This window comes from Rhizobacter sp. (assembly GCF_032229685.1).
Lineage (GTDB): Bacteria > Pseudomonadota > Gammaproteobacteria > Burkholderiales > Burkholderiaceae_C > LMDS01.
Genome location: NZ_JAVTWP010000040.1, coordinates 512,994 through 534,681, shown reverse-complemented (window position 1 = coordinate 534,681; position 21,688 = coordinate 512,994). Strand labels below are relative to the sequence as shown.

17 protein-coding genes are annotated in these 21,688 nt (G+C 69.7%); 10 read left to right on the top strand and 7 right to left on the bottom strand.

Annotation, left to right across the window (positions count from 1 at the left end; genetic code table 11):
• Positions 1–5 precede the first annotated feature (5 nt).
• From gph to AC30PD_RS20510, 4 genes are read right to left on the bottom strand one after another with little or no spacing between them, the layout of a single operon-like run.
• The gene (gene gph, locus AC30PD_RS20525; protein ID WP_489537543.1) at positions 6–674 is read right to left on the bottom strand and encodes a phosphoglycolate phosphatase; all 669 of its coding nucleotides are present in this window, start codon (positions 672–674) and stop codon (positions 6–8) included.
• A complete protein-coding gene (locus tag AC30PD_RS20520; RefSeq protein WP_489537542.1) occupies positions 664–1,623 on the bottom strand; it encodes a DMT family transporter in 960 nt (319 codons plus the stop codon). Before AC30PD_RS20520 ends, gph begins: the two co-directional genes overlap by 11 nt.
• On the bottom strand, positions 1,620–2,507 hold the full coding sequence (locus tag AC30PD_RS20515; RefSeq protein ID WP_489537541.1) for an ion transporter: 888 nt from the start codon (positions 2,505–2,507) through the stop codon (positions 1,620–1,622). The genes AC30PD_RS20520 and AC30PD_RS20515 overlap by 4 nt, the downstream gene beginning before the upstream one ends.
• On the bottom strand, positions 2,504–3,490 hold the full coding sequence (locus tag AC30PD_RS20510; RefSeq protein WP_489537540.1) for a cation diffusion facilitator family transporter: 987 nt from the start codon (positions 3,488–3,490) through the stop codon (positions 2,504–2,506). Before AC30PD_RS20510 ends, AC30PD_RS20515 begins: the two co-directional genes overlap by 4 nt.
• A gap of 111 nt (positions 3,491–3,601) precedes the next feature.
• On the opposite strand from AC30PD_RS20510, the gene AC30PD_RS20505 reads away from it, so the two are divergent.
• From AC30PD_RS20505 to AC30PD_RS20495, 3 genes are read left to right on the top strand one after another with little or no spacing between them, the layout of a single operon-like run.
• Positions 3,602–4,639: a DUF2157 domain-containing protein gene (locus AC30PD_RS20505; protein ID WP_489537539.1), complete on the top strand. Its 1,038-nt coding sequence runs from the start codon at positions 3,602–3,604 to the stop codon at positions 4,637–4,639.
• Positions 4,636–5,565 carry a DUF4401 domain-containing protein gene (locus AC30PD_RS20500; RefSeq protein WP_489537538.1) on the top strand — a complete coding sequence of 310 codons (930 nt, stop codon included), beginning with the start codon at positions 4,636–4,638 and terminating at the stop codon, positions 5,563–5,565. The genes AC30PD_RS20505 and AC30PD_RS20500 overlap by 4 nt, the downstream gene beginning before the upstream one ends.
• Complete coding sequence (locus AC30PD_RS20495) at positions 5,562–6,053, top strand: GDYXXLXY domain-containing protein (protein ID WP_489537537.1); 492 nt, start codon at positions 5,562–5,564, stop codon at positions 6,051–6,053. Before AC30PD_RS20500 ends, AC30PD_RS20495 begins: the two co-directional genes overlap by 4 nt.
• Positions 6,054–6,056: 3 nt before the next feature.
• Here the strand turns inward: AC30PD_RS20495 and rpe are convergent, their stop codons facing one another.
• Positions 6,057–6,746 (bottom strand): ribulose-phosphate 3-epimerase, encoded by a 690-nt coding sequence (gene rpe / locus AC30PD_RS20490; RefSeq protein ID WP_489537536.1) that lies wholly within the window; start codon positions 6,744–6,746, stop codon positions 6,057–6,059.
• A gap of 67 nt (positions 6,747–6,813) precedes the next feature.
• On the opposite strand from rpe, the gene apaG reads away from it, so the two are divergent.
• The 4 genes from apaG to msrB all read left to right on the top strand — a co-directional run bounded on the left by apaG (position 6,814) and on the right by msrB (position 11,033).
• Positions 6,814–7,188 carry a Co2+/Mg2+ efflux protein ApaG gene (gene apaG / locus AC30PD_RS20485; protein ID WP_489537535.1) on the top strand — a complete coding sequence of 125 codons (375 nt, stop codon included), beginning with the start codon at positions 6,814–6,816 and terminating at the stop codon, positions 7,186–7,188.
• A gap of 3 nt (positions 7,189–7,191) precedes the next feature.
• Positions 7,192–9,204: a site-specific recombinase gene (locus AC30PD_RS20480; RefSeq protein ID WP_489537534.1), complete on the top strand. Its 2,013-nt coding sequence runs from the start codon at positions 7,192–7,194 to the stop codon at positions 9,202–9,204.
• A gap of 111 nt (positions 9,205–9,315) precedes the next feature.
• A complete protein-coding gene (gene mltA, locus AC30PD_RS20475) occupies positions 9,316–10,479 on the top strand; it encodes a murein transglycosylase A (protein ID WP_489537533.1) in 1,164 nt (387 codons plus the stop codon).
• Between the two features lie 68 nt (positions 10,480–10,547).
• Positions 10,548–11,033: a peptide-methionine (R)-S-oxide reductase MsrB gene (gene msrB, locus AC30PD_RS20470; RefSeq protein ID WP_489537532.1), complete on the top strand. Its 486-nt coding sequence runs from the start codon at positions 10,548–10,550 to the stop codon at positions 11,031–11,033.
• 72 nt (positions 11,034–11,105) lie between these two features.
• Here msrB and AC30PD_RS20465 read toward each other — a convergent pair whose 3' ends face one another.
• Both AC30PD_RS20465 and AC30PD_RS20460 read right to left on the bottom strand, forming a co-directional pair.
• Positions 11,106–14,492, bottom strand: a complete 3,387-nt coding sequence (locus tag AC30PD_RS20465; protein ID WP_489537531.1) for an ATP-binding protein — start codon at positions 14,490–14,492, stop codon at positions 11,106–11,108.
• 55 nt (positions 14,493–14,547) lie between these two features.
• Positions 14,548–18,159, bottom strand: coding sequence for an immunoglobulin domain-containing protein (locus tag AC30PD_RS20460; RefSeq protein WP_489537530.1), 3,612 nt, complete (start codon positions 18,157–18,159; stop codon positions 14,548–14,550).
• A gap of 237 nt (positions 18,160–18,396) precedes the next feature.
• Here AC30PD_RS20460 and AC30PD_RS20455 point away from each other — a divergent pair, with 237 nt between their 5' ends.
• From AC30PD_RS20455 to AC30PD_RS20445, 3 genes are all read left to right on the top strand, one after another.
• Positions 18,397–20,028: a sigma-54-dependent Fis family transcriptional regulator gene (locus AC30PD_RS20455; RefSeq protein WP_489537529.1), complete on the top strand. Its 1,632-nt coding sequence runs from the start codon at positions 18,397–18,399 to the stop codon at positions 20,026–20,028.
• Between the two features lie 180 nt (positions 20,029–20,208).
• Positions 20,209–21,096 carry a sulfurtransferase gene (locus AC30PD_RS20450; RefSeq protein WP_489537528.1) on the top strand — a complete coding sequence of 296 codons (888 nt, stop codon included), beginning with the start codon at positions 20,209–20,211 and terminating at the stop codon, positions 21,094–21,096.
• Positions 21,097–21,123: 27 nt separating this feature from the next.
• The gene (locus AC30PD_RS20445) at positions 21,124–21,675 is read left to right on the top strand and encodes an OsmC family protein (protein ID WP_489537527.1); all 552 of its coding nucleotides are present in this window, start codon (positions 21,124–21,126) and stop codon (positions 21,673–21,675) included.
• Positions 21,676–21,688 lie beyond the last annotated feature (13 nt).

Genomic DNA, 21,688 nt, shown 5'->3' with positions numbered 1-21,688 from the left:
GCGGGTCAGCCCAGCGGCAGTTGGTCCAGCCGGTCGATCACGGCGTCGGCCCCGGCCGATGCGATCGGTTCGCCGTGGTTGTAGCCATAGCTCACCAGCACCACGGGGCAGCCGGCGGCACGCGCCGCGCGCGCGTCGTTGCTCGAGTCGCCCAGCATCAGCGTCTGCGCCGGCAGGCTGCCGAGCGCTTCGCAGGTTTTCAGCAGTGGCAGCGGGTCGGGCTTCTTGCGCTCGAACGCGTCGCCGCCGAAGACCGCGGCGAAGTGATGGTGCAAACCCTTCGAGCGCAACAAGGGCACGGCGAACGCCGTGGGTTTGTTGGTCAGGCAAGCGAGCTTCAGGCCGCGTGAGGCGAGACGCTCCAGCCCTTCCGCGACACCCGGATAAACCGTGGCGTGCTCGCCGTTGATGGCAAGGTAGTGGCGCTGGTAGAGCGCCCAGGCGTCGTCGTAGCGCGCGGCGTCGGCGCCCACGTGCTGCAAGGTGCTGCGGATCAGGTGTTCGGAGCCCTTGCCGACCGTACGCTCGACGAACGTGCGGTCGACATGCGGCAACGCCAGCGCGCCCAGGCTGCGGTTGAGCGCCTCGATGAAGTCGCCCACGGTGTCGACCATCGTGCCGTCGAGATCGACGATCACGGCGCGGAGGGGCTGCACGCCCGGGCTAGTAAGCATCGGCACCCGCCACCGCCACGATGCTCGACTGCGCCTCGTTCTGGCGCCCACGCGCCAGCGCCTCGCGCCCGGTGAGCCAGGTGCCGAAGACCCCGCTGACCGCCACCAGCGCAATGCCCGCCAGCGACCACGCGTCGGGCACGTGCGAAAACACCAGCCAGCCGCCGAGCGCCGCGAAGCCGATCTGCAGATAGAGGTAAGGCGTGAGCACGGCGACCGGCGTGCGCATGTAGGCCATGATCAGCAAAAAGTGCCCGAGCGTGCTGAACACGCCCATCAGCCCGAGCACGAGCCACACGCCGAGCGGCAGCGCCTGCCACACGAAGGGCAAGCCGAGCGTGGCGAGCGCCAGGCCGACGAGGCCGGTGTAGAAGTGCATCGTGCCCGGGTCTTCGGTGCGCGCCATGCGGCTCGTCAGCACCTGGAAGCCGGTGTTGGCGGCCACCAGCAGCAGCGGCAGCAGCATCAGCCAGTGGAAGATGTCTTCGTCGGGGCGGATCACGATCATCGAACCGGCAAAGCCGCCCAGCACGCACAACCAGCGCAGCCACGACACCGACTCGTGCAGCGCGACCGCCGCCACCACCGTGAGCAGCAGCGGCGTGAGCATCACGATCGCGGTGTACTCGCCGACCTGCATGAAGCGCAGGCTGAAATACGCGATCACGCTGCAGGTGAGCAGCAGCGCGCCGCGCACGAACTGCAGCCCGGGCGCGCGGGTGTGGAACAGGCGCGCTCGGCGCCCCGGCCACAGCACCGCGGCCGTCACCACCGCCTGCACCATGTAGCGGATCCACATCGCCATCAGCACCGGTGCGGCGGTCGTGGCCAGCTTGGTCGTGGTGTCGAGCGCGCCGAAGCACATGACCGCGACCACCATGAACGCGATGCCGCCGATGCGGTGCACCGGCGCCGACACGCCGGGCAATGGGGTGGGCAGGGTCGTCATGCGGCGCTGTCTGCGTCGTGCTGCCAGGCCGGCAGCGGCGCGCCGCAGTCGCAACAGAATTGCGCCGCGGGCGTGTGGCCTTCGCTCAGGCACTCGTGGCAGGTGCGCGTGGTGGGCTCGCGCCGAATTCTCTGCGCCGTGAACTCGGCGCTGACGATGCCGGTGGGCACGGCGAGCGTGCCCCAGCCCATCAGCATCATCAGCGACGCGAGCAGGCGGCCGAGGTCGGTCTTGGGCGTGATGTCGCCGAAGCCCACCGTCGTCATCGTCGTGATCGCCCAGTACACGCCGACCGGGATGCTGGTGTAGCCATGGGCCGGGCCTTCCACCACGTACATCAGCGTGCCCATCACCACCACCACGAGCATCACGAACGACATGAACACGAAGATCTTGCGCCGCGACGCCGCCAGCGCCCGGCCGAGCGCGCCGAACTCGGCCACGTAAGCGCCGAGCTTGAAGATGCGGAACACGCGCAGCAGGCGCAGCACCCGCACGTCGATCAGCGCGTGCAGGCCGGGCACCAGCACCGCCAGGTAGGTGGGCAGCAGCGCCAGCAGGTCGATGATGCCGAAGCCGCTGCGGGCATAACGCGCGGGGTGGCGAACGCAGGCCAGGCGCGCCAGGTACTCGGCGGTGAAGAGCGCGGTGAAGCCCCACTCGAACACCGTCAGCAGCTCGGCGTGGCGCGCGTGCACGCTGGCCATGCTGTCGAGCACCACGACTGCCACGCTGGCGAGGATGGCCACGATCAGGGCCACGTCGAAGGCCCGACCTGCGCGGGTGTCGGCCTCGAAGATCACGGTGTACAGGCGCAGCCGCCAGCCGGTGACGGGCCGGCCGAAATCGGGCGCTGCCGGTGTCTGCGCGGGCCTCTTCTTCATGGGTGAGCCGCCTCGCCTTCACACAAGGCCATGAACGGCACTCGCACCACCTGCAGCGTGACATGGCCGATCCTGAAACGCTCGCGCAGGAGATGCGTGGCGGTTTCGTAGAACGCGTCGTCGGGCTGGCCGGCCGGCATCACCAGGTGCGCCGTCAGCGCCACGTCGCTCGTGCCGGTGGCCCACACGTGCAGGTCGTGCACGCGGTCGACGCCCGGCAGCTTTTCGAGTGCGGCGCGCACCTTCGCGAGGTCGATGTGTTCCGGCACACCGTCGAACATCAGGTGCAGCGACTGGCGGAACAGGCGCCAGGTGCCGACCACGATCACGAAGGCAATCACCAGGCTGGCCACCGGGTCGAGCCAGGCCCAGCCGAGCCACAACGACAAGGCTCCGGCCACCACCACGCCGGCCGAGACCAGCGCGTCGGCCGCCATGTGCATGAACGCGCCCTGGATGTTGAGGTCGTGCTCGCGCCCGCGCATGAACAGCAGCGCGGTGCCCAGGTTGACGAAGATGCCGACGCCGGCCACCACCATCACCGTGAAGCCTTGCGTCGGCTCCGGTGCACTCAGGCGGCCGATCGCTTCCCACGCCAGCGAGCCCATCGCCACCAGCAGCAGCAGCGCATTGGCGAAAGCGGCCAGGATCGACGCGCGCTTCCAGCCGTAGGTGTAGCGCGCACCGGGCCGCAGGCGGCCGGCCAGCGCACCGCCCCAGGCGAGCACCAGGCCGGCCACGTCGCCGAGGTTGTGGCCGGCGTCCGCCAGCAGCGCCAGCGAGTTCACCTTCCAGCCGTAAAAGGCCTCGACGGCGACGAAAGCGATGTTCAGCGTGATGCCGATCGCGAAGGCGCGGTCGAAGTTGGCCGGCGCGTGGTGGTGCGCATGGCCGTGGCCATGGCCATCGCCGTGGCCGGCGTGACCGTCGTGGTCGTGGTGCTCATGGCCGGCAGCGCCATGGTGCGAATGAGGTGCAGACATGCCCACAGTGTGACGCAGGCCGGGCACCACGCCGTGCTACCGGCGGTCGCAGGCTTCGATGCCCGAGCAGGCCGACGCCGGGGCCGCCGTCACGCGGGTTAGCCTTGCGCCATGGACCGAATCACTTTCGATGAACTGTGCCGGCAACAGGCGCTCGACGCGCCGGCCGTGCGCGACGCATTGCAACGCGCGGGTGGCCAGCCCGACGCGGCGGCGTGGCGCCGCTTCGCCGCCCGCCTGCTGCACGGCGCCGGCGTCGGCGCGCTTGGCGCGGGCGTGTTGTTCTTCGTTGCCGCCAACTGGCAGGACTACGGCGTTCTCGGCCGCTTCGTGCTGCTGCAGGCGGCTTTGCTGGTCAGTGTCGGCGTGGCCTTGTGGCGCCCGCCACCGCAGGCCGCGGGGCAGGCGGCGTTGTTGCTCGCCACGCTGCTGACCGGCGGCTTGCTCGCGCTGTTCGGCCAGTCGTACCAGACCGGGGCCGACGTGCACGAGCTGTTCTTCGCCTGGGCCGCGCTCGCGTTGCCGTTCGCGCTGGCCGCCGGCTCGGGTGCGGTGTGGGCGCTGTGGTGGTGCGTGCTCAACCTGGGGTTGGCGTTGCTGTGCGGCTGGGTCGGCACCGAGCACGTGTTCTGGCGTGTGCTCGACGGCCGCGCGGTCGGCCAGCCCGCCTTGCTGATGCTGCCCTGCCTGATCAACCTGGCCGGTGCGGCCGCCTTCAGCGCGCTCGCGTCCACACGCTTCGCAGCGGCCGCGCCGCACTGGCTGGTGCGGCTGCTCATGAGCTTCGGCTTCGGGTTCGGCACCGCGGCGGGCATCGGCGCGGTCGTCGGCACCGGGCTCTGGCGCGGCCGCGAACTGGTGGCGTCGGGCCAGAACGCCGCCGTGCTGCTGCTCTTCGCCGGCCTCAGCGCGCTCGTCGCCTGGCGCACGCTGCAACGCCGCCGCGACACGTTCAACATGGCCTTGCTGGCCGCGGCCTGGATCGCGCTCTCGACGACCTGGCTCGCCCAGTCGATGCGCTTCAACGACCTCGGTTCGTTCTTCCTGATCGCGTTCTGGCTCATCGCCAGTTCGACCGGCGCCGGCCTGCTGCTGATGCACTGGGCACGCACCTGGCCGGCCGCGAAGCCCGAGGGAGACACGGCATGACCACGCCCGAAGCAACGGCACCCGCCACCCGCCCCTGGTACATCGGGCTGCTGCTCGGTGCGAGCGGCTGGCTGGCCGGGGGCTTTCTGCTCGTCTTCGTGGCGATGCTGTTCCACCCCGACTCGGCGGCCGGCGCCGCGTTCTCCGGCGTGGTGCTGCTCGCCGCGGCCTGGGGCTTGTTCAAGGCCGACCGCGACGGCACCTTCACCTCGCAACTGGCGCTCGCGCTCTCGTTCGCCGGCCAGTGCCTCGTGCTGTTCGCGATGGTCGAACACCGGTCATCGATGGCCGTGGTGGCCGGCGCGGCCTGTGTGCTGCAGCTGGCGATGCTGGTGCTGATGCCGAACCGGCTGCACCGTTCCATCTCTGCCCTGTTCGCGCTGGTCGCCTGGGCGTTGGCGTGGCGCTTCGGGCTGTTCGGCGAACCTTCGTGGAACGCCGCGAACGACAAAGCGAGCTCGCTGCCCGCCGCCCTGGTGGGCTGGTGTGTCACCTGGCTGCCGGTGGGCGCAGCGGCCTGGTGGCTGATCCGCCACGAGCCCACGTGGATCTCGCGTGGCTGGGCGCCCGTGCTGCGCCCGGCGCTGACCGGGCTGATCATCGGCATCGCTTTCGCGACGCTGATCTCTTACCCGCTCGAATCGTTTCGTTGGTGGGGCAGCGCACCGGTGCGCACCGACTGGCTGGCGCTGTGGCCGCTGCTCTCGGCCGGTGCCGCGCTCGCCGCCGTGGCAGCGGCGTTCGCGCTCGGCAGCCGTGCGCTGATGGGCGCTGGCATCGTCGCGGTGCTGCTGCACATGTCGCACTTCTACTACGCGCTCGGCACGAGCCTGCTGCTCAAGTCCTTGTTGATGCTGGTGATGGGCGCAGCCCTGCTGTTCGCGGCGCGAAGGCTGGCCCCGAAGGCCGAAGGAACGAAGCCATGAACAAACGAATGACCGGCCCGCGATGGCTCGCCCTGCTGGGCGCCGTGCTCGTGCTCGGCGCGCTGAACGCCAGCATCCTCGGCAAGGAGCGCATCAAGCGCAATGGCGAAGTGGTCTACCTGCAGCTGGCCCCGGTCGACCCGCGTTCCTTGATGCAGGGCGACTACATGGCCTTGCGCTTCGCGCTGGTGCAGCAGCTCGACAAGGCGGTGGCCGAGAACGCCCGCGAAGGCGAGGTGCGGCGCGCCGATGTGGTGCTCGCGGCGAACGGCGTGGCCACGCTGGCCGACGGCGCCTCGCCCGCCACGCTGCAGCTGCGCTACCGCATCCGCCACGGCCAGGTCTGGCTCGGCACGAACGCTTTCTTCTTTCAGGAAGGTGACGCCGAACGTTTCGGCGCCGCGCGCTATGGCGAGTTCCGCGTCGACCGCGCGAGCGGCGAAGCGGTGCTGGTCGGTCTGCGCGACGAATCGCTGAAGGCGCTGTAGCCCTCAGGCGGCGAGCCGCGCCCGCATCGTGTCGATCACCGCCTTGTAGTCGGGCTGGCCGAAGATCGCGCTGCCGGCGACGAAGGTGTCGGCCCCGGCGTCGGCCACCTGGCGAATGTTGTCGGCCTTGATGCCACCGTCGACTTCGAGGCGGATGTCGCGCCCGCTCTGTTCGATCAGCTGGCGCACCTGCTCGATCTTCTTCAGCGCGCCTGGAATGAAACTCTGGCCGCCGAAACCGGGGTTCACGCTCATGATGAGAATCAGGTCGAGCTGATCGATCGTCCATTCCAGCACGTCGAGCGGCGCAGCCGGGTTGAACACCAGGCCGGCGCTGCAGCCTTCGTTGCGGATCAGCTGCACCGTGCGGTCGACGTGCGCGCTCGCGTCGGGGTGAAAGCTGATGCGGTCGGCGCCGGCCTTCGCAAAGGCCACCGCGAGCGCGTCGACCGGCTGCACCATCAGGTGCACGTCGATCGGCACCTTGCTGCCGTCGGCGCGCACCGCATGCTTGCGCAGCGACTCGCAGATCATCGGCCCGAAGCTCAGGTTCGGCACGTAGTGGTTGTCCATCACGTCGAAATGGATCCAGTCGGCGCCGGCCGCGATCACGTTGCGCACTTCTTCGCCGAGGCGGGCGAAGTCGGCCGAAAGAATGCTGGGAGCGATGCGGTAGGTGCGTGGGCTGGCCATGGTGATGTACTCGGGTTTTGGCGGGATTCTAGGTGGCGGCCTGCGCGTTGCTGCCAGAATCCGCCGCATGCCAAAAGCCGAACTCACGAGCACCGTCAGCGTGCGCCACCTGCCCGAGCAGTCCGACGCGCAGGCCGGCGAGCACGCGTTCGCCTACACGGTGTCGATCCGCAACAGCGGCGACATCACGGCGCAGCTGGTCGCGCGCCATTGGGTCATCACCGACGCCAACGGCCACACCGAAGAAGTGCGGGGCCTCGCCGTCGTCGGCCACCAGCCCTTGCTCAAACCCGGCGAGACCTTCGAATACACGAGCTGGGTGCGCCTGGCCACGCCGCACGGCACGATGCGCGGCACCTTCTTCTGCATGACCGAAGACGCGCAGGCCTTCGATGCGGCAGTCGACGAGTTCGGCCTCACGCTCGCGTCTGCGTTGCACTGAACCGTGGCGAAGAAGTCGCGTGTCTCGTCCTGGGACCTGACGGCGCTGCTCAACGCGGCCGACCCGAAAGCGAGCCTGCCCGAACGGCACCTGTGGTTGATCCGGCTGATGGAATGGCTGCGCCACGCGCCGGTCGACGGCGAGGCCCAGGTCACGCCGAAGCCGGTGTTGCGCCTCAAGCACCTGCTCGGTGTGCTCGACCGCCACCCCGAGCACCAGGCCCGTGTGTCGGGCGTGCTGCGGCGCATCTGGAGCGAAGTCGACAACGCCGCGCTGCTCGCCGACTTCGGCTTCGCGCCGCGCATGGACCTGTGGGGCGAGCTGGGCCGGCGCGTGCGCGCCCGCGTGCTGCCGCTGACGCCGGCGACCACCGACCTCGGCGACCTGTTCGCGCTGCTGTTCCCGCACGCGAACGACGCCGACTGGCTGCTCGCAATCGACGACGCCTCGCTGCAGCGCCTGCGCGACTACGTGGCGCCTGAGCGCGGCGGCACCGCGTGGCGCGCGCCGTTCCTCGAAGCGATCGTGTTCCTCGCCAGCGCCGTGCGTGCCGCCGGCTTTTCGCCGGCACTGCGTTTGCGCATGAGCCCGGAGCTGCTGGCCGAAAAGCCGTTCCGCCAGATCGCCCGCGTGGCCGAGCAGCTCAGCGACCACGCGCACGAGCCCGACGACGGTGCGGCCCGGCGCGCCGACACCGAAGCCACGCTGCTGCAGCAGGCGCAATACCTGCGCGCGCTGCTCGACACCTGCCGGCGCTGCGCCGACAGCGTGCACGAGCACCTCGAAGCGCATGGCGTGTCGGTCGACGTGGTGTTCGAGGTCGACCAGTTGCGCGAGCGTTGCCACCGCATCGACGCGCTGCTGAACTGCGTGATCAGCCCGGAGCCGGCGCGCGAGATCACGCGGCTGCTGGCCGAGCTGGTGCGCACCGCCGACGAACGCCGCAGCATCCGCGCGCTGCTCTCGCGCCACTACTCGCTGCTGGCACGCCAGGTCGCCGAGCGCAGCGCCGAAACCGGCGAGCACTACATCACCCGCGACCGCACGGCCTACCGCTGGATGCTGCGCGCCGCGGCCGGCGGTGGGGCGGTGCTCGCGGGCACCACCTTCATGAAATTCGCGGTGATGGCGATCGGCCTCTCGGCGTTCTGGGGCGGCTTCTGGGCCGGCGTGAACTACGCGGCCAGCTTCGTGATCGTGCAGTTGCTGCACTTCACGGTCGCGACCAAACAGCCTGCGATGACGGCGCCGGCCATGGCCGACAAGCTCACCGAGCTCGGCGACGACGCGCGCGTCGAAGGTTTCGTCGACGAGGTGGTGCACCTGATCCGCTCGCAGGCTGCCGGCATCTTCGGCAACCTCGGCATGGTGGTGCCGATCGTACTCGCGGTGCAGTTCGGGGCGCAGGCCGTGTTCGGCGTGCCGCTGGTCGGCCACCACGACGCCCAGCACGTGCTGGAGTCGATCACGCTGCTCGGCCCGACCGCCCTCTTCGCGGCGTTCACCGGCGTCTTGCTGTTCGCGAGCTCGCTGATCGCCGGCTGGGCCGAGAACTGGTTCGTGTGGCACCGGCTCGACAGCGCCATCGCCTGGAACCCGCGCATCGTGGCGCGCCTCGGTGCGGCCCGCGCGGCGCGCTGGGCCGCCTATTGGCGCGCCAACATCTCGGGCTTCGCGTCGAACATCTCGCTCGGTTTCATGCTCGGCGTGATCCCGGTCGTGGCGCTGTTCTTCGGCCTGCCGATCGAGGTGCGGCACGTCACGCTCTCGACCGGCCAGCTCGCCGCCGCCGTGGGCGCCGAAGGTTTTGCGCTGATGGGTCAGCCGGTGTTCTGGTGGTGCGTGGCCGGCATCGCCGCGACCGGCGTGTTGAACCTGAGCGTGAGCTTCTTTCTCGCCTTCAGGGTCGCGCTGCGCTCGCGCGGCATCCGCCTGAACGACCGCAGCCGCATCTACCGCGCCTTGCGTTCGCGGCTGTGGCGCGAGCCGCTGTCGTTCATCTGGCCGAAGGCTTAGTCACCCTCGCGATCAGGGCGCTCGCCCTTGCGGCGGCCCGAGAACATGGTCCACCACACGATCAGCAGCAGCAGCGCCATGGCGCCGAAGGCTTCCAGCAGAATCACCCACATGTCGACTGTCTTTCGAAGCGCTGCGAGCGCGCTGTGCACCGCGATTCTAGTTTCGCTGGCTGCGTGTTCGAGCGCACCGCCGCTGGCACCGGCCACGCCCGACACCCGGCCCGCACCTGGCGCAGAACCGGTCGCTCCGGTTCCGCTCGGCCCAGCCGTCGTGCGCGGCCGCTCACGCTGGGTGCCGGTGCGCTGGGCCGACTTGCCCGGCTGGGAAGCCGACCGCAGCGCCGAGCTCTGGCCCGCGCTGCTGCGCGGCTGCGAGCGGCCGGCTGCAGGTTGGGAAGCCGTCTGCACCCAAGCCCGCGCCGCGGCGACACCGGCCTTCAGCGACGAGGCGGCCCGCAGCTGGCTGCAGCAGCGCCTGCAGCCCTACCGCGTCGAGTCGCCCGAAGGCGCGCCCGAGGGTTTGATCACCGGCTACTTCGAGCCGCTGGTCGAAGCCACACGCACACCGCGCGGCGCTTTCCGCATCGCGCTGTACGCGCCACCCCCCGACCTGTCCACGCGCAAGCCCTACTGGACCCGCCAGCAGCTCGACACGCTGCCCGCCGCGCAGGCGGGCCTGCGCGGCCGCGCGATCGCGTACGTGGCCGACCCGCTGGACGCGCTGGTTCTGCAGATCCAGGGCTCTGGGCGCCTGAACGTGCTCGAGAACGACGGCCGCCGCCAGCTCGTGCGTGTGGCTTATGCGGGCCACAACGACCAGCCCTACAAGTCAGTGGGCAAGTGGCTGATCGAGCAGGAAGAGCTGCGCCTCGACCAGGCCTCGTGGCCGGGCATCAAGGCCTGGGCACGGCAGAACCCGAAGCGCGTGAACGAGATGCTGTGGAGCAACCCGCGCTTCGTGTTCTTCCGCGAAGAGCCGCTGCCCGACCCGCAGCTCGGGCCGAAAGGCGCGCAGGCGGTGGCGCTCACGCCGGGGCGCTCGATCGCGGTCGACCCGGTCAACATTCCCTACGGCACGCCGGTCTGGCTCGACACGACCGAGCCGCTCTCGAACACGCCGCTGCGCCGCGCGGTGATGGCGCAGGACACCGGCAGCGCGATCGTCGGCGCGGTGCGGGCCGACTATTTCTGGGGCTGGGGCGACGCGGCCGAAGCGCAGGCCGGCCGCATGAAACAAGCGTTGCGCCTGTGGGTGCTCTGGCCGAAAGTCTGAGCCGCGCAGGAAAGATTTCCGCCCGCGCGGCGACTGATCGAATCCCGACCCGCTTTCGAGGACCCGCCATGACCCGCCGCCATCTGCTCGCCCTGCTTTCCGCCATCGGCCTCGGCCCGCGCGTGGCCGAAGCCCAGACGCCCGCGACCCCAGCCGCCGGCACCGACACGCTGCGCCTGACCGACGCGCAGTGGAAGCAGCGCCTCTCGCCGGCCGCCTACGACGTGCTGCGCCATGAAGGCACCGAGCGCGCCGGCACCAGCCCGCTGAACGCCGAGAAGCGCAAGGGCCGCTACCACTGCGCCGGTTGCGAGCTGCCGCTGTTCGGCTCGGAAGCCAAGTTCGAGAGCGGCACCGGCTGGCCGAGTTTTCACACCGCGCTGCCAGGCGCCGTGGCCACGCGCACCGACTACAAACTGGTGTTCCCGCGCACCGAATACCACTGCGTGCGCTGCGAAGGCCACCAGGGCCACGTGTTCAATGACGGGCCGGCGCCCACCGGCAAGCGTTTTTGCAACAACGGCGTGGCACTGAAGTTCGTGGCGGCCGCATGACCACGCAGCGGGTGGTTTGCACCGCCCTCCTTCTGCCGGCTTTCACCGCCTGGGCGCCGGCGCAGACCCGCTTCAGGCCGCCCAGCGCGCCCACAGGGCCAGCAAAGCGCGGTTGACCGGGTTGCGTTCCAGGAAACCGTCGCGAAAGGCCGCCGGTACGTGGTCCCGCGCCGTGGAGCGGACCCACTCGTCCCCCTGCTGAAGCACCTGCGTCGCCCTTTTTTCATCACCGGCCGCCATCAACGCGCGCGCAGCGTGCAGCCACAATTCGGCCGGCAGCAGAAAGGTGTTCTGCCGGTCTTCATCGGCCAGTTGCAACGCGGCCAGCGCGTCGGTTCGCGCCTGCGCGGGGTGGTGATCTGCAGCCAGGTCGGCCGCCCGGATGTGCGCCGCCAGGGCGGTGCCCAGGTGGCCGATGTTCCTTGCGGCCTGCTGCACGGCGGCCAGTTCGCCAAGGGCTTCGTCGCGATCCTGCATTTCGCCTGCCAGGTCCACGCGCAAGGGCAAGATCAGGTCTGGCCGACTGCCCTCGGGCACATTGGCCACACGCGCCCGCAGCTCCGAACGTGCAGCTTCGAGTTCGGCCGGAGCTGCACGGGTGGCGAGTGCATACGACCACGTCAGCCGCGCGTGCGCCAGGCGCTCCGGGACGGACGCCTGAGCGTCAGGCTGGTGGCTGGACAGAATGCTTCCCACACGGGCCCACTGCCCCAGGTGCCACCAACAATGTGCCAGCCGCAACCGCGCCCGAGCGGCATGGCCAGGCTGGTTGCGTTGCATCGATTCGATGCTGCGCTCGGCATGGGCCAGGGCCTCGGTGTAGCGGCCCAGATGGCACAGCGTGAGCGCGCGCATGAACTGCGTGCTGCCGGAGCTTCCATCGAATTCGTCATGCGCCAACTCGATCTGCTGCGACTGTTGCAAGGCGAGGTCGGCAGCCGACAGGTCCCCGGCATCGAGGCGGTTGCAGGCGAGGTTTCCGTAGGCCACCGGCAGGGTGCTGATGGCGCCCGAGCCTCGAAAGATGTCCATGCTCAAACGGTGGTGCACCAAAGCCTCGTCGAGCCGACCCAGGTTGTCGTACAGCCGGGCGATCTCGCCATGCAGCACCCCCCGGCCCGCTGCCTCGTCGTGCCCATCGAACCAGCCCACGCAGGCCTGCAATTCCACCAGCGCCTCGGCCTCGCGTCCAGCCGATGTGAAGGTTGCCCCCAGGTGGCGCCGCACCCGGGCGACCAGCGCTGCATCGCCGGTCGACAGGCTGTCTTGCAGTGCTGCCCGGTCGAATGCCAGCGCCTCCTCGACCAGCCCGCGCTGAAGGTAGGCATGGCCGCGCTGCAGGCGGGTCTCGACACGCTGCGCCGGCGTCGCGGCCAGTCGTTCGAGGCGCTCGCAATGCGCCTCGAGGACGGCCCCGTCGCGATCGACCATGACCGATTCTTCGGTGGCGGCGAGAAGCGAATCGAACGCGGCCGCGCGGTCACCGGTGGCCTCCTCGATCGCGCTCTTGTGCTCCATGAAGGCAATGAATTCCTTGCTGCGCAAGGCCAGCTTGGCGGCGCCTGCAGCGCGCAGCAACCAGGGCAGGGCACGCGTGCCCTTGCCGGCGTCGACCCAGTGCTGCGCCACCCGCGCCGGCTCACCGTCGTGCGCCTCCAGCCATTCGGCGACGCGTGCGTGGCTGTGCCGGGCGATCGCCGCGGGCACGCTCTGCCGCACCGCATCGAACACCAGGTCGTGCGCAAACTGCGTGTCGCGCAACACCTGTGCCGATTCGAGCTCGTTCAAGGCGTCGGCGAATTGCATCGCCGAAACGCCGAGCACGGCTTCGGCCAGCTCGATGCAGAAGTCCACGCCGGCGATGCTGGCCACGCGTGCCAATGCCAGCGCTGCTGGCGACAGTTGGGCAATGCGCCGTTCGATCAGCCGGCCCACCGACAGCGGCTTGGGCAGATGGCCCGCCTCGGCCAGATCGCCCAGCGTGTTTTCCACCCAGGCCTGCTTGAGCGTCTCGAGCACGAACAGGGGGTTGCCACCGGTGCGCTGCATCAGGCCCTCGACCAGCGCCCCACCATTCACGCCCGGCAGACCGAGCGAATCGACCAGTTCGGCGAGCGCTGCGCGCGACAACGGCGCCAGTGCCACCGGCCACAGCCGCGCCTGATCGACGATGCCATCGTGCAAGCCTTGCACTGGCGAGCCTGCCTCGGCAGGGCGGTAGGCGAGCACCCAGCGCAGCCGGCCGGCCAGGTCACCCTCGTCGTTGATCAGGGCCCCCAGCATCTCCACGCTGGCGTCGTCGGCGAAATGCAGGTCGTCGACGAGCAGACCCACGAGGCTGGGCCGGCTGGCCAGCAAGGCACGGATGGCCCGCTGCAACACCAGGCGCTGGCCCTCGCCGGCGGCGCGAGGGCCTTCGGGTTCGAACTCCGGCAACACACGGTTCAGTTCATGGCGTGTGACGGCAGGAAGCTGCGCAATGCAACCTTCGGTGTCGGCCGCCATCACGGCACGCAGCAGCCGCGCCAGTGTGGCCAAGGGCACGCCGGCATCACCGGGCCGGCCGGCCGCCCGAACCAGACCCGGCTGCTCGGCCATGCACTCCTGCAGCAAGCGCGTCTTGCCCATGCCGGCTTCGCCGATCAGTGCAACCACGTGGCCGGCCTTCAGCCCTTGAGCGAGCATGGCGCGCTCGGTGTCGCGGCCGATCAAACGCGGTGGCCGCGACACCGAAGCGGGCGCCTGCTGCGCGACCGGCAACTGCCCGGCCACCGCCACGCCTTGCTCGATGGTGTGCAGCAGGGCCAGTGTCTCGGCCGAGGGAGCGGTGCCGACCTCGTCCTTGAGCAAACGCTCACAGCGGTCGAAACCCAGCAGCGCCGCGGCCCGGTCACCGGCCAGGTAGTGGAGGCGGATCAAACGTCGGTGGGCTTCTTCAGACAGCGGGTCGAGTGCCAGCAGTTCCCGGGCATGCGTCAGCGCGTCGGCGTAGTCCTTCATCGCCTCGGCCCGGCCCCCGAGTTCGAGCAGCGCCTGGCGCGTGCGCTGGCGCCGGCGCTCGCGCTGGTGGGCGAGCCACAGGCCGAACTCGCCGCCGATCTCGTCGGGGCGATTGCCGAGCAAGGCGTCGGCATCGTGCAGGTCGTGCGTGGCATCGTTCGCGAGCGACAGGCTCACGCTGCCGACCACGACATCCTTGCCGGCCAGCTTGCGCAATTGGAAGATGCGCTGGCGCAGCGAGTTGCGTGCGCTGTCGGGTGTGCTTTCGGGCCACAGCAGCGCAGCAAGACGCGCGCGCGTCGCGGGGCCTTCGATGGCCAGCCACGCGAGCAGGGCGGCGTCGCGCTGATTCAGCGGCACGTGCTTCGAACCCGTGCCCCGCAAGGCCGGTTCGCCCGCAAGGCAGAGCATCACGGCCACGGGTTCGTGCGGTTCGGGTGCTGGCGAGTCGCGGAGCATCGTGCGTCCATTCTTGCAGGCCGCCGAACGGCGGGCGCCTCGGCGCCCACCACGATCAGGGCACGGTGGCGCGCAGCACAACGTGGGCGTCGAGCGATGTCAGCCACAACTGGCCCGTGGCCGCCAACGCCAGGCCGGCAGGCGTGGTGATGCGCGGCGGCGTGGCACTCGGCAGCATGCGGTAGTCGCCCAGCACGCCCAGCACGGTGCTCACGGTGCCGGCCGGCGTGATCTTGCGCACCGCGGCGTTGCCCATGTCGGCCACATAGACGTTGCCGCCAGCATCGACGGCCAGTTGCTGGGGCGAGTTGAAACGAGCCGCCGCACCCACACCGTCCAGCGCGCCGGCGCTGCCATTGTTGTTGGCCGAGCTGCCCGCCAGCGTGCTGACCTGGCCGCCCGCGATCCTGCGGATGCTGTTGGTGCCCTCATCGGCCACGTAGATCGCGCCGGCCGCGTCGACGGCCAGGTTCACGACGCTGCCAAAGGTGGCCGCGCTCACCGGCCCGTCCACCACCGTGTAGCCACCGCCCGCCTGGCCACGCGCCACGGTGCTCACCGCACCAGCCGGGGTGACCATGCGGATGGCGGCGTTGTTGGTATCGGCCACGTAGAGGTTGCCCGCCGCGTCGATGGCCAGACCGTGCGGCGCGTTGAAGCGCGCGCTGGTGCCCGAGCCATCGGCGTAACCGGTCAACACCACGTCTCCCGCCACGGTGCTGAGCACACCTGTTGGCGTGGATTTGCGAATGGCGCCCGAGCCGTCGCTGAAATACACGTTGCCAGCGCTGTCGACCGCGATGCCGGTGCCGCCACCGACACGCGCGGTGCCGGGTGGCCCATCGGCAATGTTGCAGTCACCGGCCACACCGGCCAGTGTGGAGACCACGCCGGCCGGCGTGATCTTGCGGATCAGGCAGGGCTCGCGCACGTAGGCGTTACCGGCGCTGTCGAGCGCCAACGCCACGGGGCTGTTGAAGCGTGCCGCGCTGCCGCTGCCGTCGATGTAACCACGGCTGCCGATGCTGCCGGCCTGCACGCTCATGCTGGCGACAACCACAGGCGCGGGGTCCACGGTCAACACGGCCATGTTGCTCACGACCCCGCCAGCCGCGTTGAACACGATCACGCTGTAGACCGCGCCGCTGTCGCCTTGCGTCAATGCCGGCGTGACCAGTTGCGCGGCCGTTCCACCAGCCGCCGGAACGCCATTGCGCAACCACAAGTAGCGCAAGCCCTGGCCACTGGCCGCGACCGAGAAGGTGGCGGTGCCGCCCTCCGTCTGCGCCACTGCCTGGGGCTGCGCGGTGATGGCAGGCATGCCGAGCAATGTGAGCACAGCGGCGTCGCTGGCCACTGTTCCGAGCGCATTGCTCACTGCCACGCTATAGCTGCCGGCGTCGCTGCCGTTGACGGCTGAGATCGTGAGCACCGCCGTGGTCTGCCCGGCCAGCGGCTGGCCGTCTTTCGACCACTGGTAGGTGAGCGGCCCACTGCCCGTGGCGGCCACCGCGAAAGTGGCGCTGCCGCCGGCCGGCTGCACCTGCGGCGCCGGCTGCGTCGTGATGGCGACAGCGGCCGGTTGCGCGCTGGCGTTCACGGTCAGCGTCACGTCGGCGCTGGTGACGGTAGTCACGGCATTGCTCACGCGCACGGCGTAGGTGGCGCTATCACCGACTGCGGCAGCCGGCAGGCTGTAGAAGGCCGCGGTGGCGCCTGCAATGGCCTGCCCGTTCTTCAGCCACTGGTAGCCGAAGGGGGCGGTGCCCGCCACGCCGACCGCGAACGTGGCTGTATTGCCAGCGTTGACCAGCACCGACATCGGCTGATTCACGATGCTCGGCGCCAGCGCCGCGGCGGCGCCCGGCGTGACCGTCAGGGTGGCCGGGTTGCTGGTGATGCTGCCGGCCGCGTTGCTGACCGTCACCGTATAGCTGCCGGCTTTGCTGGCGTCCACCGCGGGCAGGCGCAGCAGCGGCGCGTTGGCACCGGCGATGGCCGTGCCATTGAACTGCCACTGGTAGCTCAGTGCTTCGGTGCCGCGCGCGGCGACGGCGAGCGCTGCGTCGCTGCCCGTGGCGACGCTCAGGCTGGCGGGCTGGCTGGTCACGGTGGGCGCGACGTCCAGATCGCTCACCGAGACCGTCACCGGCGCACTCTCCGCCGTGCCCACGGCGTTGCTGGCGACCACGCGGTACTGGCGGCCGTTGTCGGCCAGGCTGAGCGAACCCGTGGTGTAGCTGCCCGTGGCCGCGCCGGTGCCGCTGCTGACGTCGGCCCAGGCGCCACTGCTGTTGGCGTCACGCGTTTGCCATTGCAGCGTGGGTACGGGCGCCCCGGTGGCGGTGGCCGAAAAGCTGGCCGTCTGGCCGGTGCGCACCAGCACAGCACGCGGGCTGTCCGCAAGAGCCGGCAGCGCCGCCTGCTGGATGACATTCAGGCGCGTGGACGGGCCGGTGACGCAGGACGGGGCGGGCAGGTCGGGCGGCGTGTAGCAGGCCACGACCCGCATCAGCGCACCCTGGTCGGCGTTGCTGGCAACGAAACCGTGGTGAACCACCCACCAGCGCCACAGTTCTGCGAACGAACCCGCCATTTGGGGGTCGGCTTCGTGCTGGAAGGAACGGGCGACGACGGTCCAGGAACGGCCATCATCGTCGCTGCGCTGCCAGTCCATCACGGCTCGGTCGACGGAAGTCGGCGGCGCAAAGTAGTCGGTGCCTTCTGAACGGCGGGCAGCGCCACCCGACAGCACTACGTCCAGCACGCCCGAACGGCCCGCTACCACGTCCAGCTGCGCGGGGGCCTTCTCCACGACCACATTGGGGTACCGGGGCGAGAAGCGCTTGACCAGCGCGCTGCTATCCAGCGAGCCACGCGGCAGGCCGCTGCAGCGCAACGTCACCACCAGCCTGTACTCGCCAAAGTTGCCTTGTTCTTGCACCACTTCCACATGGGTGCTGGTGCCTGCAGCAAGCGGAATTGACTCACGCATGCGCAGTGTGCCGTCGCTCCGAAGCGCGTCGAACGACACGCTGGGCTGAACGCAGCTGCTGGGCAACTGGCCACCGTTGGTCGTCACCGAATAGACCGCCGTTGCCGGGCCCACCAGGCGTGTGCAGATCTGCCCCGGGCAGTTCAAGCTGCTGCTGGTCACGGCAAACGGCACTGCCTGAACCAGCGGCAGCGCGTAATCGATGACGACGACCACGAAGTACGAAAAGCTGTTCACCTGGGCGACGAGCATGTTGCCCTGCGCCTGGGTGTTGCCCAGCACCATCCACGAGCCGCCCGGGTCGGCCTTGGCCAGCATGAAAGCCTGGTTGGGTTGCAGCGCGATCGAGGGCAATGGAATGCGCACCTCGGCAGGCTGCGGAAAGCTGCCGCCATGCGGCGTCACCACATACATGCTGCCGGCCGCGGTCAGTTCGGCCGGCAGTGCGGGTGCACCCGTCGAGTCCATCGCGATCCGCAGCGTGGTGGGCGCGCTGAAGGCGCCTGCCGGCACGGTCACCTGCGCCCCGCTGGCGTCGTTGACCGTGCCGCCGGCAACGCCGACAACAGGCTCCGAAGGCGGTGCGCTCGCTTCGTTGCTGCCGCCTCCGCCACAGGCCCCCAGCAGGACGATCAGAAGGCTGGCCAGCATCGACAACAGGTTTCTCATCATGGTGATCACCGCATGTGCAATGCCACTGATGTGGCGGTGCCCACGTTGTAGGGCGGCGAACGTTATCGGATCGTTATCGCCAGCACCCAGTAGGCTTCGCGCATGCGCAGCCCGGGCCAGTCCGGCCGCATCGCAGTGCGGGTCGGCCGACGACGCGCCGGCAGATGCAGCCCGGAAGCATGGCCCATCGGGAGGCGACTTCGTGCAGGCTGGCGGGCTTTTTGCTCTGTCTCGCCGATGCCCGCCACGCCCATCGCCAACGCCACGTCGAGCAGCGCCGACCCGCCCTGGCGCGACCAGGAACTGCTGCTGATGAGCGAGGTGATGCGCCTCGTCGGCCAGAGCCTCGCGCCCGAGGTGGTGCTGCGCGAGATGCTGCACCTGCTCTCGGAACTGCTGGGCCTGAACCGCGGCCGGGTCGTGCTCGCCGACGGCGTGGACGTGGCCGATGGTGGCAGCGCGCCCCCGGCGCCGGCCGGCCCGTCGTCGATCCGCTTCGCTTACGGGCTGACGAAAGCCGAGATGGCACGCGGGCGATACGCCGCCGGCGAAGGCATCACCGGCGCCGTGCTCGCCACCGGGCAGGCGATGATCGTGCAGGACATCGACGCCGAGCCGCGCTTTCTGGCGCGCGCGGTCGAGCGCTCGAAGCTGCCGCAGGAAACGGTGGCCTTCATCGCGCTGCCGATCGAGGTGAACCGGCGCACGGTCGGCGTGCTGGGGGTGCACCGCATCCGCCGCCGCCACCGCTTGCTGAACGACGACGTGGCGGTGCTGAAGATCCTGGCCACGCTGGCCGGCCAGTTGCTGCAGCTGCGCTCGCTGGTCGAAGAAAAGACCCGCGCCCTCGAAGCGCGCAACGCGCTGCTGACCCGCGCGCTCGAATCGGCGGCCGCGCGCTACGGCATCGTCGGCACCTCGCCCGCGCTGCTGAAGGCGCTGGGCGAGCTCGAGCGTGTGTCGCAGGCCGCCGCGAGCGTGCTGCTGCTCGGCGAGTCGGGCACCGGCAAGGAACTCTTCGCCCGCGCCGTGCACCTCGCGAGCAAACGGCGCGACGCACCTTTCATCAAGGTGAACTGCGCCGCCATTCCCGAGACGCTGTTCGAGTCGGAACTGTTCGGCCACGAGCGCGGTGCCTTCACCGGCGCCATGGCCGCACGCGCCGGCTGGTTCGAGCAGGCCGACCGCGGCACGATCTTTCTCGACGAGATCGGCGAGCTGCCTTTGCAGATGCAAGCCAAGCTGCTGCGCACGCTGCAAGAAGGCAGCATCGTTCGGCTCGGCGGCCAACGCGAAACCAAGGTCGACGTTCGGCTGGTGGCGGCCACCAACCGCGAGCTGGCCGGCGACGTGGAACGCGGCCTGTTCAGGCGCGACCTGTACTACCGGCTCAACGTGATCCCGATCCGCCTGCCTTCGCTCGCCGAGAGGCGCGAAGACATCCGCCCGATCGCGCTGCACTTCCTGAACCGCACCAACCAGGCCAACCAGCGCAACGTGCACTTGTCGCCCGAAGCACTCGACGCGCTGGAGGCGCACCCGTGGCCGGGCAACATCCGCGAGCTGGCGAACGTGATCGAGCGCATCGTGCTGCTCGCCAACGGCACGGTGATCTCGGTGGCGGAGGCGCGGCGCTTTCTGCCGGCGGCCGCGGCGGCGACAGCGGCGCCCCAGGTCACCGCACCGGCCACCTCGAACCCTGTGGTGCGCGACTACCGCGAGCTGCATTCGCACAGCGCGAAAGAGCTCGCGCTCGCGCTGGCCCTGCACGGCGGCAACCAGTCGCGCGCGGCGCAGTCGCTGGGCATGACACCACGCCAGTTCGGCTACCGCTGGCGCCGGCTCTCGGGCACCGGGTCGCCGGCCTGAAGCACCGACAGATTGGCGACATTTCGTCGCCAATGTGTTCGACCCAGCGCGCGCCTCAGAAACCGGCTGATCTTCCGCAAACCCAGCATCCATGCGGGTTGGTGGCCGATTCCCACGCTCGAAGACCGCGTGGCACAGGCATTGCAAAAGACAGGCATCCCCCACCCACCGGAGAACCTGATGAGCGCAGCCACCGTCCTGATTTCACCCGCCGAACTCGGCACGCTGATGAACAGCGAACCCGTCGTCGTGATCGACACGCGCGACGCCGACACCTACCTCGCCGGCCACATTCCCGGTGCCGTGAACCTGCGCGAGATCTTCACCTTTCTCGCCACCTCCACCGCCGAAGGCCTGACCGAACTGAAAGGCACGTTCGCGCAGCACTTCGGTGCGGTCGGCCTGTCGGGCCAGGAGACCGCGGTGTTCTACGAAGACGCGCTCAACAGCGGCTACGGCCAGTCGTGCCGCGGCTATTACCTGCTGACCTGGCTCGGCTACCCGAAGATCAAGGTGCTGAACGGCGGCTACTCGGCCTGGAAAGCGAGCGGCCTGGCCACCTCGACCGAGACCGTGGTGCCGACACCCGCCACCTTCCCCACCGACCTGAAGATGGCCGACGTGATGCTGACCAAGGACGACATGCTCGCGGCCCTGGGCACCGACACCGTGTTGCTCGACGTGCGCGACATCGACGAATGGATCGGCGACAGCTCCTCGCCCTACGGCCGTGACTACGCGCCGCGCAAGGGCCGCATCCCCGGCGCGAAGTGGCTCGAGTGGTACCGCTTCATGAAACCTTCGGCACAGGGCCCGATGATCAAGTCGCCCGACGAGGTGAAGGCCGAGGCGGCCACCGCCGGCATCTCGACCGACGACACGGTCTATCTCTATTGCTTCAAGGGCGCGCGCGCGTCGAACACCTTTCTGGCCTTGAAGCAGGCCGGCTTCAGCGACGTGCGCATGTACTTCGGCTCGTGGAACGAATGGTCACGTGACCCGGCGCTGCCGATCGAGACCGGCCTGCCGTTCGCCGAGGCCCAACCCAAGCTGGCGATGGCCGCCTGAACTACTGACCACGGAAGCCCACCCACCATGTCTGCCGTCATCGAACCCGTGACCACCGTCAAGACTTACCTTCGCCCGATCGACCGCGACGGCCTGATGGCCTTCGCCGAGAAAGGCCGCAACAACCCGGCCTCGCGTGGCACGAACAAGGTCCACACCGTCGTCGACGGCCAGTACCGCACGCTGAGCATGGTGGGCCAGCACGCGCCCGTCGTCGTCGACGAACCGCTGCACCTGTTCGGGCAAGACACCGCGCCCGCGCCCGGCGAGATCGTGCTGTGCGCGCTCGGGGGTTGCCTGGCGGTGGGCATCACGGCAGTCGCCACCTGGAAGCAGGTGCGGCTCAGCAAGCTCGAACTTTTTCTCGAAGGCGACATCGGCAACCCGGCGGCCTGGGGCGCGGGCGGCGCCTCGAAGCTGCCGCCCGAGATGGGCTTCCAGGCGATCCGCGTGAAGGTGGCGGTGGAAGGTGACGCGAGCCGCGAGGTGCTCGACGAGATCGTGCAGCACGCGAACATGTACTCGCCAGTGGCCAACAGCATGCGCAACCCGATCGCGTTCGCGATCGACCTGGCCTGAAAGAAGAAGCACC